This window comes from Cronobacter sakazakii, from assembly GCF_000982825.1.
Lineage (GTDB): Bacteria > Pseudomonadota > Gammaproteobacteria > Enterobacterales > Enterobacteriaceae > Cronobacter > Cronobacter sakazakii.
Map to the genome: position 1 here is coordinate 1753595 of NZ_CP011047.1, position 15530 is coordinate 1769124.

The window sequence follows — 15530 nt, forward strand, 5'->3', positions numbered from 1 at the left end:
GGCCAGCGCCTCCCGTTTTTTTGGGCTCAGTCGCCCGGATATTTTTCCCGCAACGCGATGGCAAACGGTGAGTTATCGTAGTCAGAGACCGGCCAGTCGCGGTAGTCCAGCAAATCATCCGCCATTTCCTGAATCACCGCGTTAAGCTCAAGCCGCGCCAGCCATGTTTCCGGCAGAGCCGTGATGCCGTACATCGCGCCGAGCAGGTTCCCGACTATCGCGCCGGTCGAGTCGGAATCGCCGTCATGGTTTACCGCCATCAGTACGCCCTCTTCAAACGAGCGGGCGCGCAGCGCGCAAAACAGCGCGATGGCGAGCGCCTCTTCGGCCACCCAGCCCTCGCCCAGTGTTTTGATAGCCTCCCGCGGCGTAAGCGGCGCGGCGGCGAGCGTGCGCGCATGCTCCAGTGCGCGCCATGTTTCTTCATGCTGCGGCGCGTTTTTCAGTAAATCCAGCGAGCGCGTCAGCGCAGCGTCAAGGGATTCTCCCTGAACGAGCTGCAAAACCAGCGCGGCCAGCACTCCGCCGGTGAGATAGCCGGTCGGATGACCGTGCGTGAGTGCGGCGAGCTGGCAGCCGGTGTCAAACGCCGCTTTCAGTAAATCGCCGCCAGGGTAACGCATGTAAAAAAGCCCCACCGGCGCCACGCGCATAACGCCGCCGCAGCCCTTGCTGTCGTTACGGGCCGGTTTGCCGAAGGCGCGCATTTCGCGCAGTGCGCTGAGGCACGTATTGCCCGGCGCGCGGGCATGGAAAAGCGCGTTATGCCCGGCAAGCCAGCCGGACATCTGCGTTTTATCCAGCAGATTGTGGCGGTTGCGCTCGCCCTGCGTCAGCAGCCAGCGTAAATACGCGTGAGCGGTCACACCGGTGAACGACGGGCCGATGCCGCGCATCGCCGCACGCATCCAGGCCCGCAGCAACCCTTCAGCGGTAAAGAGCGTCATCTGCGTGTCGTCCGTGATTTTCCCGATGCCGCCCCATGCATATTCATAATCCGTGACGCCCTGCGCCCCGAAGCGCGCGGTGATTTCCGCAAGCCGTAAAAATTCCACCGGGCCGCCGAGCGCATCGCCCACGGCGCCGCCAAGCAAGCAGCCGCGAAAGCGCGCGCGCAGGGCGGCGAGACTTCCTGCGTTTTCGTACTCTTCTGGATACGCCATCACCATCCCTTTGTTAATGTGGAGCCGTGACCATTGTAGGATGCGGCGGCGGGCGCGTAACGTCGATATTGACTGCCGTTATGGTTTATTTCTGTCCGTCATTCACCCCGGCAGGTGTAATGGTGGAATTTATTCCAGAAAAAATGTGATGCAGGTCAGAAGTTAGTGTCATTTCGCTGCGTTATCATTCCTTTTATTCCACGTTTCGCTTATTCTTGCTGAAGCGTTTCAGTCGACTGATTGTTCGACAATCCATCAAACGGTTGTAGTTTGTGACGGGCGAGGATTCCCCTTCAAAGGTGGCTGCATTACTCTGTCAGCTCCTTTACATCCGGGATTCTGGCAGGAGAGATATGACCTTACGCGTAGCGATTAATGGCTTCGGTCGCATCGGGCGCAACGTAGTTCGTGCGTTGTATGAGTCCGGCCGTCGCGCGGAAATCAGTGTGGTCGCCATTAATGAGCTGGCCGACGCTGCGGGCATGGCGCATTTGCTGAAATATGACACCAGCCACGGCCGTTTCGCGTGGGATGTTCGTCAGGAAGGCGAGCAGCTCTGGATTGGTAACGATGTCATTCGCCTGCTGCATGAGCGCGACATCAACGCGCTGCCCTGGAAAGCGCTGGATGTGGACGTGGTGCTCGATTGCACCGGCGTTTACGGCAGCCGCGCCGATGGCATTGCCCATCTCGAAGCGGGCGCGCGCAAAGTGCTGTTCTCACACCCGGGCGGCAACGATCTCGATGCTACTGTCGTTTATGGCGTTAATGAAGAGGAACTGCGCGCTGAGCACCGCCTTGTTTCTAACGCCTCCTGCACCACCAACTGCATTATTCCGATTATCAAGCTGATGGACGACGCCTTCGGGATTGAATCCGGCACCGTGACGACCATCCATTCCGCCATGCACGATCAACAGGTTATCGACGCTTATCATCCGGATCTGCGCCGCACTCGCGCGGCCAGCCAGTCCATCATTCCGGTCGATACCAGGCTTGCCGCCGGTATAACGCGTATTTTTCCTAAATTTCATGACCGCTTTGAGGCAATTGCGGTGCGCGTGCCTACCATTAATGTGACGGCCATTGATTTAAGCGTGACGGTTAAAAAACCGGTAAAAGCCCATGAAGTCAACCTGTTGCTGCAAAAAGCGGCACAGGGTGCATTTCATGGTATAGTTGACTATACGGAATTACCGTTGGTCTCAACAGATTTTAACCACGATCCGCACAGCGCCATTGTGGACGGCACCCAGACACGGGTGAGTGGAGCGCACCTGATTAAAACACTGGTCTGGTGCGATAACGAATGGGGCTTCGCTAACCGGATGCTCGACACCACGTTAGCGATGGCAGCTATTGGTTTCAGGTAAGATTTCATGCGTTACGGCCTTAAGGCCTGTGCGTATGGTGTCTGCAAAACTTTAAGAATCAACGAGAGGATTCACCATGTCTGTAATTAAGATGACCGATCTGGATCTGGCAGGTAAACGCGTTCTGATCCGCGCCGATCTCAACGTTCCGGTAAAAGAGGGCAAAGTTACCTCTGACGCGCGTATCCGCGCCTCCCTGCCGACCATCGAACTGGCTCTGAAACAGGGCGCTAAAGTGATGGTGACGTCCCACCTGGGCCGCCCGACCGAAGGCGAATACAACGAAGAATTCTCTCTGCTGCCGGTAGTTAACTACCTGAAAGACAAACTGAACTCCCCGGTTCGCCTGGCGAAAGACTACCTCGACGGCGTTGAAGTGGCTGAAGGCGAGCTGGTCGTTTTAGAAAACGTTCGCTTTAACAAAGGCGAGAAGAAAGACGACGAAACACTGGCGAAAAAATACGCGTCCCTGTGCGACGTATTCGTAATGGACGCGTTTGGTACCGCGCACCGCGCGCAGGCTTCCACTCACGGTGTCGCGAAATTCGCTGACGTCGCGTGCGCAGGCCCGCTGCTGGCAGAAGAACTGGACGCGCTGGGTAAAGCGCTGAAAGAGCCGGCTCGCCCGATGGTTGCTATCGTGGGTGGTTCTAAAGTTTCTACCAAACTGACCGTACTGGACTCCCTGTCTAAAATCGCTGACCAGCTGATCGTGGGCGGCGGTATCGCCAACACTTTCGTGGCAGCCCAGGGCCACAACGTCGGTAAATCTCTGTACGAAGCGGATCTGGTTGACGAAGCGAAACGCCTGCTGGGCACCTGCGACATTCCGGTTCCGACAGACGTTCGCGTAGCGACCGAGTTCTCTGAAACCGCACCGGCTACCCTGAAATCTGTTACTGAAATCAAAGATGAAGAGCAGATCCTGGATATGGGCGACGTTTCCGCTGAGAAACTGGCTGAAATCCTGAAAAACGCCAAAACGATTCTGTGGAACGGCCCGGTAGGCGTGTTCGAGTTCCCGAACTTCCGTAAAGGCACCGAAATTGTGGCTCGCGCTATCGCTGAAAGCGACGCGTTCTCCATTGCCGGCGGCGGCGACACCCTGGCGGCTATCGACATGTTCGGCATCGCCGACAAAATCTCCTACATCTCCACTGGCGGCGGCGCATTCCTCGAATTCGTGGAAGGCAAAGTCCTGCCGGCAGTTGCGATGCTCGAAGAGCGCGCGAAGAAATAATCTAAGCAGGCGGGGCATCCCGCCTGTTTTTCAGCGCGCCTGACAGCTCGCTTACCCTTTTCAACGGTCGAAGATACACATACAGGACAACGCAATATGTCTAAAATTTTTGATTTCGTAAAACCGGGCGTCATCACTGGCGACGACGTACAGAAAGTATTCCAGGTAGCTAAAGAGAACAACTTTGCGCTGCCGGCAGTTAACTGCGTGGGTACCGATTCCATTAACGCCGTTCTGGAAACCGCTGCGAAAGTTAAAGCGCCGGTTATCGTTCAGTTCTCTAACGGCGGTGCCGCGTTTATCGCAGGCAAAGGCTTCAAAGGCGAAGGCCAGCAGGCAGCCATTCTGGGCGCTATCTCCGGTGCGCATCACGTTCACCAGATGGCTGAACATTACGGCGTGCCGGTTATCCTGCACACCGACCACTGCGCGAAGAAACTGCTGCCGTGGATCGACGGCCTGCTGGACGCGGGTGAAAAACACTTTGCCGCTACCGGCAAACCGCTGTTCTCTTCTCACATGATCGACCTGTCTGAAGAGTCTCTGGAAGAGAACATCGAAATCTGCTCCAAATACCTGGAGCGCATGTCCAAAATGGGCATGACCCTGGAAATCGAACTGGGCTGCACCGGCGGTGAAGAAGATGGCGTGGACAACAGCCATATGGACGCTTCCGCACTCTACACCCAGCCGGAAGACGTTGACTACGCGTACACCAAACTGAACGCGATCAGCCACCGTTTCACCATCGCGGCGTCCTTCGGTAACGTACACGGCGTTTACAAGCCGGGTAACGTAAAACTGACCCCGACCATCCTGCGCGACTCTCAGGAATATGTTTCTAAGAAACACAACCTGCCGCACAACAGCCTGAACTTCGTGTTCCACGGCGGTTCCGGTTCTTCCGCTCAGGAAATCAAAGATTCCGTCAGCTACGGCGTAATCAAAATGAACATCGATACCGACACCCAGTGGGCAACCTGGGAAGGTATTCTGAAGTACTACAAAGAAAACGAAGCTTACCTGCAGGGTCAGCTGGGCAACCCGAAAGGCGAAGACCAGCCGAACAAGAAATACTACGATCCGCGCGTATGGCTGCGCGCCGCGCAGACCAGCATGGTGACTCGTCTGGAGCAGGCGTTCAAAGAACTGAACGCGGTAGACGTACTGTAATCTTTTCTACAGCGTCATCTGAAAAAGCCCACCTCTGGTGGGCTTTTCTTTTTGGGAAGAGCAACATACCGAAATCTGATTCGCGGGTGGTCGACTGGCAGAGCGGCGGGGTTTTGTTTACCCTTTAACGACTGGCGCTGCCGCAATCCGGGCAGTTTATCAATCACCCGACCAGGGGAAAGGATGTCGAATGGATGATTTACACGTAATAGACAGCATTAATAACGCCGGCGGCTGGCTGGTGCGCAACCAGGCGCTGCTTATCAGCTACGCCGTGAATATTGTGGCGGCCATCGCCATTATTATTGTCGGGATGATTGTGGCGCGCGCCATCTCCAATACGCTTAACCGCGTCATGATCGCCCGTCATATTGACGCCACCGTGGCGGATTTCCTCTCAGCCCTGGTGCGCTATGGGATCATCGCCTTTACGCTGATTGCCGCGCTGGGCCGCGTCGGCGTGCAGACGGCGTCCGTCATCGCCGTACTCGGCGCCGCCGGTCTGGCCGTCGGTCTGGCTTTACAAGGCTCACTCTCAAACCTCGCGGCAGGCGTTCTGCTGGTCACGTTCCGTCCGTTCCGCGCGGGTGAATATGTCGATCTTGGCGGCGTCGCGGGCTCGGTGCTGCATGTGCAGATCTTCTCCACTACGCTTCGCACGCCGGATGGGCGTATCGTCGTGGTGCCGAACGGAAAAATCATCGCAGGCAACATCATTAATTTCTCGCGCGAGCCGGTACGCCGTAATGAATTTATCATTGGTGTGTCTTACGACGCGGATATCGATAAAGTCCGCGCTCTGCTGACTGAGATCATTCAGTCCGAAGACCGCATTCTGAAAGATCGCGAAATGACCGTGCGCATGAACGAACTGGGCGCGTCGTCTGTGAACTTTGTTATTCGCGTGTGGAGCAAGAGCAGCGATCTGCAGGAGGTTTACTGGGACGTGCTGGAGCGCATCAAGAAAACGCTGGATGCCAACGGTATCGGCATTCCTTACCCGCAGATGGACGTGCATTACAAGCCGGTAAAAATCGAGGCTGAAGAAAAAGCGCAGCCGCAAGCGCCGCAGTCAGCGATTATTACGCAGCCTGACGCGCCGAAAGAAAAACCGGCCGACGGCCAGTAAGCTCAGGACGGTCTGCCACGCGCAGGCCGTTTTTTTACGCCTCACTATTAGCGTTGCTTATTGGTGATTAAAACTATTCGTTTTTGCTAATAAAAAGCAGCCCGTACACTGAGCGCCAGACATCACCACTCTTCAGGAACGCAACGTGTTAAGTTTTTATTTTCAGGGGCTTGCCCTGGGGGCAGCGATGATTTTGCCGCTCGGCCCGCAAAACGCTTTTGTACTCAATCAGGGCATCCGCCGCCAGTATCATCTGATGATCGCCTCGCTCTGCGCGCTCAGCGATGTCGTCCTGATCTGCGCCGGAATTTTTGGCGGCAGCGCTGTCCTGATGCAGTCGCCCTGGCTGCTGGCGCTGGTCACGTGGGGCGGTGTGGCGTTTTTGCTGTGGTACGGCTTCGGAGCGCTGAAAACCGCGCTGGCGGGCAACCCGGAGCTGGCATCGGCAGACGTTCTCAAACAGGGCAGGCTGCGTATTATCACCACGATGCTCGCGGTGACCTGGCTTAATCCGCACGTTTATCTCGACACCTTTGTGGTGCTCGGCAGCCTGGGCGGGCAGCTTGACGCCATACCGAAACGCGCCTTTGCGCTCGGCACCATCAGCGCGTCGGTTATCTGGTTTTTCAGCCTTGCGCTTCTGGCCGCCTGGCTTGCGCCGCGGCTTCGTACCGCACGCGCGCAACGGATGATTAATCTGTTAGTTGGTCTGGTGATGTGGGTTATCGCCTTCCAGCTGGCGCGCGAAGGGATAGAAAATCTGTCTGCGCTCGGCCTCTAAGCCTTCTCTGATGGACATTCGGCACTGAACCGCTAAGCTTGCAGGCAGATGCCCGACACTCTCTGGCGGGCAGTTTTACTTGCACGCAGCATGGAGGAAGAACAGTGAAGTTTAAAGTGATGGCCCTTGCGGCAATGATTGGTTTCGGCGCGGCGTCTGTGCAGGCGAATGAACTGCCCAACGGCCCGCATATCGTCACCTCCGGCACGGCGAGCGTGGATGCGATACCGGATATCGCGACGCTGGCTATTGAGGTCAATGTTTCCGCGAAAGACGCGGCGGCGGCAAAAAAACAGGCGGACGAGCGAGTAGGGCAGTACCTGACTTTCCTGCAAAATAACGGCGTTGAGAAAAAAGACGTTAATGCCGCTAACCTGCGTACCCAGCCGGAATATGAGTACCTCAAGGATGGTAAAACCCAGCTGAAAGGCTATCGTGCGGTACGTACCGTCGACGTGACGTTGCGCAAGCTCGATAAACTGAACGAGCTGCTGGATGGCGCGCTGAAAGCGGGCCTGAATGAAATCCGCTCCGTCTCTTTAGGCGTGGCGCACCCGGATGAATATAAAGATAAAGCCCGCAAAGCGGCTATCGATGACGCGGTGCGTCAGGCGCAGCAGCTGGCGAGCGGCTTTAACAGTAAACTTGGCCCGGTTTACAGCGTGCGTTATCACGTCTCTAACTACCAGCCGACGCCTGTGATGCGCATGATGAAAGCCGAAGCGGCAGCGCCGGCTTCAGCGCAGGACACCTACGATCAGCAGACTATCCAGTTTGACGATCAGGTGGATGTAGTGTTTGAACTTGAGCCTTCTCAGGCGCAGAGCGGTACGGCGAATCAGAATGGTTCGGGAAGCCAGGGCACTGCGCCTGCGGCGACCAACGCGCCATCACAGCAGTAAACGAAAAACCCGCCATCCGGCGGGTTTTTTAATCCTGACGCAACACTTTGTGGCCGTATTCCAGCAGCGCATCGGTAACCTTGCGCATCATTCTGCTTTCCGGCGCAAATCGGTGCCAGAAGAGCATCCGGCGCTGGTACAGCCCCGGCGTGAGATCGATAAGCTCACCGCTTTGCAGCTCTTTTTCAATTTGCAGGTGCGGGATCATACAGCACGTAGTGCCCTGACGGGCCAGCTGTACGAAGGCTTCTGACGAGTTAACGATGTGGCAGGGCACGCTGCCTGGCGGCAGATCGAAATTCTGCTGTAAAAACGCCTGATGCATATCATCCAGATGGTCGAACGCGACGGCGGGCGCTTTCAGAAGCGACGCGCGCGTCACGCCGTTTGGAAAGTAGCGATCGGCAAAAGGTTTCGAGGCGACAAAGAGATAGTCCAGCGCGCCCAGTTGATCGACAAGGCAGCTTGGCAACGCCTGCGGCTGAATACTTACCGCGCCGACCACTTCACCGCGGCGCAGCCGCTCCTGGGTACGGGTTTCATCTTCCACCTGCAAATTGAGACGCACTGGCGAATCTGCAAGCACGGGGGCAAGCGCGGGCAAAAGCCAGGTCGCGAGACTGTCGGCGTTGACCGCAAGCGACAGCAGCAGCGGCGTTGAGCCGGTCTGTTCATCGCCCAGCCACTCTTCTTCCAGCAGCTCAACCTGGCGCAGCAGAGCCAGCAGCTTTTGCCCTTGCTCGGTCGGGCGCGGTGGCACGGTGCGCACCAGCAGCGGCTGGCCGAAGGTGTTTTCCAGCTGTTTAATACGTTGTGACACGGCGGACTGCGTAATACACAGCTTTTGTGCGGCGCGCTCAAACCCGCGCTCTCTGATTACCGCATCCAGCGCCTGTAGTGTTCGGTAGTCCGGGCGTTTCATCTCTCTGGTGTGCTCCCTGTCTCGTTATGTTCCGCACTATGACATAAATTTGCACCGGATACAGACCCAAACGCAAACATCGGAGCTGTGCCGCAGAATGACTCCCCCATTGCCCGGCGGGTTGTTTTATAATGCGCCACAGTTTTTACACCACAGGCAAAACTCTCATGACGCAGGATGAACTTAAAAAAGCCGTCGGCTGGGCCGCACTGAAGTACGTCGAGCCGGGCACGATTGTCGGCGTAGGCACCGGTTCCACCGCCGCGCATTTTATCGACGCGCTGGGCACCATGAAAAACGAGATTGAAGGCGCGGTTTCCAGCTCTGACGCCTCCACTGCAAAGCTCAAAAGCTTAGGCATTACTGTTTTCGATCTTAACGAGGTGGATTCACTGGGCATCTATGTCGATGGCGCAGATGAAATCAACGGCCAGATGCAGATGATCAAAGGTGGCGGCGCGGCGCTGACGCGCGAGAAAATCATCGCGTCGGTGGCACAAAAGTTCATCTGTATCGCGGATGCGTCCAAACAGGTGGATGTGCTCGGCACTTTCCCGCTGCCGGTAGAAGTGATCCCGATGGCCCGCAGCGCGGTCGCGCGTCAGCTGGTAAAGCTCGGTGGTCGCCCGGAGTATCGCCAGGGTGTGGTGACGGATAACGGCAACGTGATTCTGGACGTTTACGGTTTAACCATTCTCGACCCGATCGCGCTGGAAAATGCCATTAACGGCATTCCGGGCGTCGTTACCGTTGGTCTGTTTGCCAATCGCGGCGCGGACGTGGCGCTCATCGGCACCGCCGATGGCGTGAAAACCATCGTAAAATGATCTGACCGGGGCGCTCCGGCGCCCCTGCGGTTAAAAAAATTCCCCTGCGTTAAATTTGGTGACATCTCTCACATTTTTGTTTCCATCCTGTTAATCCTTCCGTCATATTTCTGCCATGCAACATTTTCTTCTGCCTTTTATCTCTGCGTGATGTTTCTTCAACGTCGCGACGCAAACGTTCATATTGCCGGGAACGCAAATTTTGATATGTTGGCAGAAGGCTGGCTTATTTCAGCTTCATAACAGTTCAGACAAGACAGGGTCGGGAAATGGCAAAAGTATCGCTGGAGAAAGACAAAATTAAATTCTTGCTGGTGGAAGGGGTTCACCAGAAAGCCATCGATAGCCTGCGTGCCGCAGGTTATACCAATATCGAATACCACAAGGGCGCGCTCGACAGCGAACAGCTGAAAGCGTCCATCCGCGATGCGCACTTTATCGGCCTGCGATCCCGTACTCATCTGACTGAAGAGATTTTTGCCGCGGCGGAAAAACTGGTGGCGGTCGGCTGCTTCTGCATCGGCACCAATCAGGTGGATCTGGACGCGGCGGCGAAGCGCGGCATTCCGGTCTTCAACGCGCCGTTCTCCAACACCCGATCGGTGGCCGAGCTGGTCATTGGCGAGCTGTTGTTGCTGCTGCGCGGAATTCCTGAAGCGAACGCTAAAGCGCACCGCGGTATCTGGAATAAGCTCGCGACGGGCTCGTTTGAAGCGCGTGGTAAAAAACTCGGCATTATCGGCTACGGCCATATCGGCACCCAGCTCGGTATCCTCGCGGAATCGCTGGGGATGAACGTGTTTTTCTATGATATCGAAAGCAAGCTGCCGCTCGGTAACGCCACCCAGGTGCAGCATCTCTCCGATCTGCTCAATATGAGCGACGTGGTGAGCCTGCACGTGCCGGAAAACGCGTCCACCAAAAATATGATTGGTGCCGAAGAGCTGGCGCTGATGAAACCCGGCGCGCTGCTGATTAACGCTGCGCGTGGTACGGTGGTCGATATCCCGGCGCTGTGCGAGGCGCTCTCCAGCAAACATCTGGCCGGCGCCGCGATTGACGTTTTCCCGGTTGAGCCTGCGACCAACAGCGATCCGTTTAACTCGCCGCTGTGCGAATTCGACAACGTGATCCTGACGCCGCACATCGGCGGTTCCACCCAGGAAGCGCAGGAAAATATCGGTCTCGAAGTGGCGGGCAAACTCGCGAAATACTCCGATAACGGCTCTACGCTCTCGGCGGTGAATTTTCCGGAAGTTTCTCTGCCGCTGCACGGCGGCAGCGTCAGCCGTCTGCTGCATATTCATGAAAACCGCCCGGGCGTGCTGACTGCCATCAACCAGATCTTCGCTGAGCAGGGCGTCAACATCGCGGCGCAGTATCTGCAAACTACGCCGCAGATGGGTTATGTGGTAATTGATATTGATGCGCCGGAAGACATCGCGTACAACGCGCTGCAAAGCATGAAGGCGATTCAGGGCACGATCCGCGCGCGTCTGCTGTATTGATGTGATAAGGCCGGGCATTTTACCCGGCCTGCTGAACGAGATGTTGAGCCGGGTGAGCGTAAGCGACCCGGTTTTTTATTTCACCAGCGCCAGGTTTGGGTGGGTGTCACTACCACTGGCAGTGGAATGTCCCACTCCTGCACAGGCAGGCTTTCTACCTGCTGGCAGTCGTGCGCGTAGCCGACCGGCAAGAATCCGTGCGCGCGCCAGTTTTGCAGCGTGCGGTCGTAAAAACCGCCGCCCATGCCGAGGCGCTGCCCTGTGCGGTCAAACGCCACCAGTGGCGTGATAAGCACGTCGAGACGGTCTAACGGCAGCACATGGCGCACATCAAGCGCAGGCTCAAGAATTTTCAGACGATTCGTGGCGAGCAGGCTGTCCGGCAGGTAACGCAAAAACAGCAAATTGCCGGGGCTGAAAGGGTGAAGTACAGGCAGGTATACCTGTTTTCCGGCGCGCCACAGGCCTTCGATCAGCGGTCGGGTATCGAGTTCGCCATCAAATGAGAGAAACACCGCCACGCTTTTCGCTTCCACCACCGGCGCGAAGCCCAGCATACGGGCAGCGGCCTGTTCAGCGAAATGCGCCTGCTGCTCAGCCGTCAACGCGCGACGCTTCTGGCGGATCTCTTTACGGATGTGCTGACGAAGGTCTGAAGTAACGGGAAGTTCTGTCATGGTAGTAAAAGAAGGGGAATCTCCGAGATGCCGCCGCAGGCTGTAACCCTTGAACCCGCGGTTCAAGGTGAATGCGTCGTCACGGTTTTCAGGCTTCTCGGACGAACCGAGCATGCTCACCAACCGTGGAGCGTCACATTCTGTTTTTTTGAAATATCGGCTCAGGGGACTGGCCCGCTTGCGAACATCTCAGAGAAATTTTTTGCTTCACGGTCACTCTACCATAGTAGACCCAGAAGCGTTATTCAAACTTAGGCTCCGCTCTTTCGCTTATGCGACCTTGCTCAAGTAATGCTTGTTCAATGGTCTGCTGGAGCATCCGGATACGCTGTTCCATGTTGGCCGCGTAGTCTCGGGTTTTCACTTTTTCCTGAGCGAGTTCATAACATATGTTTAATGCTGCGATGAAAACTAACTGCTCAGTATTGGTGACTCTAGTGCGAACTTTCAGATCTTGCAACCGTTGATTCAGCTCGTCCGCAGCCTGATTCAGTGCATCTCGCTGTTCAGGCGGGCAATTCACCCGCAGTGAACGCCCAAAAATTTGGATATCGACTGGTTGTGCAGACATTCCACTTTCCTGCTGTTGACTCGCCAACCATTCGCGCCGGGGCTGCGAAGGGGCGACACTATAGCTACCCTGATATGAAGACACAAGCCCTTTTCTGGTATCACCAGGGCACGAAGTGGTAGCATAACACGAACTCATCCTCCCAACGACGACGAATGCGCATGTCTATACAGAACGAAATGCCTGGTTACGACGAGGTCGGCCAGTTGCTTAATCAGCAAGGCGTGGGCCTGACCCCCGCAGAAATGCACGGCCTTATCAGCGGAATCCTGTGCGGCGGCAATCATGACAGCAGCTGGCAACCGCTACTGCACGACCTGACCAACGAGGGGCTGGCGTTCGGCCAGCAGCTCGCTCAGGCGCTGCGTCAGCTGCACGCCGCCACCAGCGATACGCTGGAGGATGACGGTTTTCTGTTCCAGCTCTGGCTGCCGGACGGCGACGATGTCTCGGTCTTTGATCGCGCCGACGCGCTGGCAGGCTGGGTAAACCATTTCCTGTTGGGCCTCGGCGTCACCCAGCCGAAGCTCGACAAAATCACCGGCGAAACCGGCGAAGCCATCGACGATCTGCGCAACATCGCTCAGCTCGGCTATGACGAAGGCGAGGATCAGGAAGAGCTGGAGATGTCGCTTGAGGAGATCATCGAATATGTGCGCGTCGCGGCGCTGCTCTGCCACGACACCTTTACGCGCCAGTCACCGACCGCGCCGGAAGTGAAAAAGCCCACGCTTCACTAACATTCGTTTACTCAGGAGGTGCAATGACACAGCAAGAGTTTCTGCGACGCCGTCAGGCGTTGCTGGCGAAAATGGCTCCGGCCAGCGCGGCGCTGATTTTCGCCGCGCCGGAAGCGACACGCAGCGCCGACAGCGAATACCCGTACCGTCAGAACAGCGATTTCTGGTACTTCACCGGCTTCAACGAGCCTGAAGCGGTGCTGGTGTTGATCAAAAGCGATGAAACGCACAGCCACAGCGTGATTTTCAACCGCCTGCGCGATAAAACCGCGGAAATCTGGTTCGGCCGTCGTCTCGGCCAGGAGGCTGCACCGGCGAAGCTTGGCGTCGACCGCGCGCTGGCGTTTAACGAAATCGACGAGCAGCTGTATCAACTGCTGAACGGGCTGGATGTGGTCTACCACTCGCAGGGCGAATATGCCTACGCCGACGCCATCGTGTTCGCCGCGCTGGATAAACTGCGCCGCGGCGCGCGTCAGAATCTCTCCGCGCCCGCCACCCTCACCGACTGGCGGCCCTGGGTACACGAAATGCGCCTGTTTAAATCACCGGAAGAGCTGGCCGTTATGCGCCGCGCCGGTGAAATCAGCGCGCTGGCTCATACCCGCGCGATGCAGAAGTGCCGTCCGGGCATGTATGAATACCAGCTCGAAGGCGAAATTCTGCATGAGTTCACCCGCCACGGCGCGCGCTTTCCGTCTTACAACACCATTGTGGGCGGCGGCGAAAACGGCTGCATCCTGCATTACACCGAAAACGAAAGCCAGCTGCGCGACGGTGATTTAGTGCTTATCGACGCGGGCTGTGAATACAAAGGCTACGCGGGCGATATCACTCGCACCTTTCCCGTGAACGGCAAATTCACACCCGCCCAGCGCGCGGTTTACGACATCGTGCTGGAATCGCTTGAAACCGCGCTGCGTCTTTTCCGTCCGGGCACCTCGATTCAGGATGTGACCGGCGATGTGGTGCGCGTGATGGTGAAAGGGCTTATCGGGCTTGGCATTCTGAAAGGCGACGTGGAACAGCTGGTCGCCGAGAACGCGCACCGTCCGTATTTTATGCACGGGCTCAGCCACTGGCTGGGGCTGGATGTGCATGATGTCGGCTTCTATGGCCCGGATCGTTCGCGCATCCTGGCACCAGGCATGGTCATTACCGTTGAGCCGGGGCTTTATATCGCACCGGACGCCGACGTGCCTGAAGAGTACCGCGGCATTGGCATCCGTATCGAAGACGATATCGTCATTACCGAAACCGGCAATGAGAACCTGACCGCCAGCGTGGTGAAATCGGCGGACGATATCGAAGCGCTGATGGCGGCGGCGCGTCGCTCATGAGCGTGATTATCGCCGGCGGCGGCATGGCTGGCGCGACACTGGCGCTGGCGCTCTCTCGTTTTACTCATGGCGCGTTGCCGGTGCATCTGGTGGAAGCCAGCGCGCCGGAATCCGCCGCGCATCCGGGCTTTGACGCCCGCGCCATCGCGCTTGCCGACGGCACCTGTCGTGAGCTGGCGCGCGTTGGCGTCTGGCAGGCGCTCGCCCCCTGCGCCACGCCTATCACCACCGTTCACGTCAGCGATCGCGGCCACGCCGGTTTTGTGACGCTGAACGCGCGCGATTACCAGACGCAGGCGCTGGGGAACGTGGTGGAGCTGCACGACGCCGGGCAGCGGCTCTTCAGCCTGCTGCGTAAAGCGCCTGGCGTTCATCTGCACTGCCCGGCGCGCGTGACGGCTATTACCCGCCGTGACGAGACAGTCAGCGTACAGCTTGATAACGGCGAGACGCTGGAAGGGCAATTGCTGGTCGCGGCTGATGGTTCGCGCTCGTCTATTGGCGCGCAGTGCGGCATCGAGTGGCGTCAGCAGCCTTATCATCAGGCGGCAATCATCGCGAATGTTGCGACGGCGCTGCCGCATCAGGGCCGCGCGTTCGAGCGTTTTACCGAACACGGCCCGCTGGCGCTGTTGCCGATGTCGGGCGGTCGCAGTTCGCTCGTCTGGTGCCATCCTCTCGATAAACAGGCCGAGGTGCTTGGCTGGAGCGATGAGCGTTTCTGCCGCGAATTGCAGACCGCCTTTGGCTGGCGGCTGGGGCGCATTACGCACGCGGGCGCGCGCAGCGGTTATCCGCTCGCGTTAAGTCTCGCCTCGCGGGTGATTTCTCACCGCACGGCGCTGGTCGGCAATGCCGCCCAGACGCTGCACCCGATCGCAGGCCAGGGGTTTAACCTCGGGCTTCGCGATGTCATGACGCTCGCCGAGACGCTGGCACAGGCTTTCGTGCGCGGCGAAGATATCGGCGCATATCCGGTGCTTGGCGCGTATCAACAGCGCCGCGAGCAGGATAAAGCCGCAACCATCGGCGTGACCGACGGACTGGTGCAGCTTTTCGCCAACCGCTGGTCGCCGCTGGTCGTTGGGCGCAACCTTGGCCTGATGGCAATGGATCTATTTACCCCGGCGCGTGACGCGCTGGCCAGACGCACCCTCGGTTGGGTGCCGCGCTAAGGAGTCGAA

General features: G+C 57.6%; 15 protein-coding genes and 1 other RNA gene. 11 read left to right on the top strand and 5 right to left on the bottom strand.

The annotated features are described in order from the left end of the window. Window positions 1-26 precede the first annotated feature (26 nt). Entirely contained in the window at window positions 27-1163 is a 1137-nt protein-coding gene (locus CSK29544_RS08265) for an ADP-ribosylglycohydrolase family protein (protein ID WP_007892640.1), read from the bottom strand. A gap of 353 nt (window positions 1164-1516) precedes the next feature. Between CSK29544_RS08265 and epd the strand changes: the two genes are divergently transcribed. From epd to CSK29544_RS08295, 6 genes are all read left to right on the top strand, one after another. Beyond that, on the top strand, window positions 1517-2536 hold the full coding sequence (epd, locus tag CSK29544_RS08270; RefSeq protein ID WP_007892635.1) for an erythrose-4-phosphate dehydrogenase: 1020 nt from the start codon (window positions 1517-1519) through the stop codon (window positions 2534-2536). Window positions 2537-2612: 76 nt separating this feature from the next. After that, a complete protein-coding gene (gene pgk, locus CSK29544_RS08275) occupies window positions 2613-3776 on the top strand; it encodes a phosphoglycerate kinase (RefSeq protein ID WP_004385648.1) in 1164 nt (387 codons plus the stop codon). 96 nt (window positions 3777-3872) lie between these two features. Beyond that, the gene (fbaA, locus tag CSK29544_RS08280; protein WP_004385649.1) at window positions 3873-4949 is read left to right on the top strand and encodes a class II fructose-bisphosphate aldolase; all 1077 of its coding nucleotides are present in this window, start codon (window positions 3873-3875) and stop codon (window positions 4947-4949) included. Window positions 4950-5139: 190 nt separating this feature from the next. Beyond that, window positions 5140-6078 carry a small-conductance mechanosensitive channel MscS gene (locus CSK29544_RS08285; RefSeq protein WP_007892632.1) on the top strand — a complete coding sequence of 313 codons (939 nt, stop codon included), beginning with the start codon at window positions 5140-5142 and terminating at the stop codon, window positions 6076-6078. Window positions 6079-6223: 145 nt separating this feature from the next. Then, window positions 6224-6859, top strand: coding sequence for an arginine exporter ArgO (gene argO / locus CSK29544_RS08290; RefSeq protein ID WP_007892629.1), 636 nt, complete (start codon window positions 6224-6226; stop codon window positions 6857-6859). A 104-nt stretch (window positions 6860-6963) separates the two neighbouring features. Continuing rightward, complete coding sequence (locus CSK29544_RS08295; protein WP_007870732.1) at window positions 6964-7761, top strand: oxidative stress defense protein; 798 nt, start codon at window positions 6964-6966, stop codon at window positions 7759-7761. Between the two features lie 28 nt (window positions 7762-7789). Here the strand turns inward: CSK29544_RS08295 and argP are convergent, their stop codons facing one another. After that, window positions 7790-8683, bottom strand: coding sequence for a DNA-binding transcriptional regulator ArgP (gene argP / locus CSK29544_RS08300; RefSeq protein ID WP_004385653.1), 894 nt, complete (start codon window positions 8681-8683; stop codon window positions 7790-7792). A gap of 167 nt (window positions 8684-8850) precedes the next feature. On the opposite strand from argP, the gene rpiA reads away from it, so the two are divergent. Together rpiA and serA are read left to right on the top strand one after the other, a co-directional pair. Then, window positions 8851-9510 (top strand): ribose-5-phosphate isomerase RpiA, encoded by a 660-nt coding sequence (gene rpiA / locus CSK29544_RS08305; RefSeq protein ID WP_007796106.1) that lies wholly within the window; start codon window positions 8851-8853, stop codon window positions 9508-9510. 269 nt (window positions 9511-9779) lie between these two features. After that, window positions 9780-11018: a phosphoglycerate dehydrogenase gene (gene serA / locus CSK29544_RS08310; RefSeq protein ID WP_007892625.1), complete on the top strand. Its 1239-nt coding sequence runs from the start codon at window positions 9780-9782 to the stop codon at window positions 11016-11018. A gap of 80 nt (window positions 11019-11098) precedes the next feature. Here the strand turns inward: serA and CSK29544_RS08315 are convergent, their stop codons facing one another. The 3 genes from CSK29544_RS08315 to zapA form a co-directional block, all read right to left on the bottom strand. Then, a complete protein-coding gene (locus CSK29544_RS08315; protein WP_032975607.1) occupies window positions 11099-11695 on the bottom strand; it encodes a 5-formyltetrahydrofolate cyclo-ligase in 597 nt (198 codons plus the stop codon). Between the two features lie 15 nt (window positions 11696-11710). Next, window positions 11711-11894, bottom strand: a non-coding RNA gene (ssrS, locus tag CSK29544_RS22610) — 6S RNA. 42 nt (window positions 11895-11936) lie between these two features. Then, on the bottom strand, window positions 11937-12266 hold the full coding sequence (gene zapA, locus CSK29544_RS08320; protein WP_004385658.1) for a cell division protein ZapA: 330 nt from the start codon (window positions 12264-12266) through the stop codon (window positions 11937-11939). A gap of 161 nt (window positions 12267-12427) precedes the next feature. Here zapA and CSK29544_RS08325 point away from each other — a divergent pair, with 161 nt between their 5' ends. The 3 genes from CSK29544_RS08325 to ubiH are packed head-to-tail and all read left to right on the top strand — an operon-like array spanning window position 12428 to window position 15521. Beyond that, on the top strand, window positions 12428-13006 hold the full coding sequence (locus CSK29544_RS08325; RefSeq protein ID WP_004385660.1) for a YecA/YgfB family protein: 579 nt from the start codon (window positions 12428-12430) through the stop codon (window positions 13004-13006). A 23-nt stretch (window positions 13007-13029) separates the two neighbouring features. Beyond that, window positions 13030-14346: a Xaa-Pro aminopeptidase gene (gene pepP / locus CSK29544_RS08330; protein ID WP_007892623.1), complete on the top strand. Its 1317-nt coding sequence runs from the start codon at window positions 13030-13032 to the stop codon at window positions 14344-14346. After that, window positions 14343-15521: a 2-octaprenyl-6-methoxyphenyl hydroxylase gene (ubiH, locus tag CSK29544_RS08335; RefSeq protein ID WP_007892622.1), complete on the top strand. Its 1179-nt coding sequence runs from the start codon at window positions 14343-14345 to the stop codon at window positions 15519-15521. The genes pepP and ubiH overlap by 4 nt, the downstream gene beginning before the upstream one ends. Window positions 15522-15530: the final 9 nt, after the last annotated feature.

Bases quoted from the DNA above. Each gene is read 5' to 3' on its own strand.
- CSK29544_RS08265 (WP_007892640.1), bottom strand. From the start codon at position 1,163: ATGGCGTATCCAGAAGAGTACGAAAACGCAGGAAGTCTCGCCGCCCTG.
- epd (WP_007892635.1), top strand. From the start codon at position 1,517: ATGACCTTACGCGTAGCGATTAATGGCTTCGGTCGCATCGGGCGCAAC.
- pgk (WP_004385648.1), top strand. From the start codon at position 2,613: ATGTCTGTAATTAAGATGACCGATCTGGATCTGGCAGGTAAACGCGTT.
- fbaA (WP_004385649.1), top strand. From the start codon at position 3,873: ATGTCTAAAATTTTTGATTTCGTAAAACCGGGCGTCATCACTGGCGAC.
- CSK29544_RS08285 (WP_007892632.1), top strand. From the start codon at position 5,140: ATGGATGATTTACACGTAATAGACAGCATTAATAACGCCGGCGGCTGG.
- argP (WP_004385653.1), bottom strand. From the start codon at position 8,683: ATGAAACGCCCGGACTACCGAACACTACAGGCGCTGGATGCGGTAATC.
- rpiA (WP_007796106.1), top strand. From the start codon at position 8,851: ATGACGCAGGATGAACTTAAAAAAGCCGTCGGCTGGGCCGCACTGAAG.
- serA (WP_007892625.1), top strand. From the start codon at position 9,780: ATGGCAAAAGTATCGCTGGAGAAAGACAAAATTAAATTCTTGCTGGTG.
- CSK29544_RS08315 (WP_032975607.1), bottom strand. From the start codon at position 11,695: ATGACAGAACTTCCCGTTACTTCAGACCTTCGTCAGCACATCCGTAAA.
- zapA (WP_004385658.1), bottom strand. From the start codon at position 12,266: ATGTCTGCACAACCAGTCGATATCCAAATTTTTGGGCGTTCACTGCGG.
- CSK29544_RS08325 (WP_004385660.1), top strand. From the start codon at position 12,428: ATGTCTATACAGAACGAAATGCCTGGTTACGACGAGGTCGGCCAGTTG.
- pepP (WP_007892623.1), top strand. From the start codon at position 13,030: ATGACACAGCAAGAGTTTCTGCGACGCCGTCAGGCGTTGCTGGCGAAA.
- ubiH (WP_007892622.1), top strand. From the start codon at position 14,343: ATGAGCGTGATTATCGCCGGCGGCGGCATGGCTGGCGCGACACTGGCG.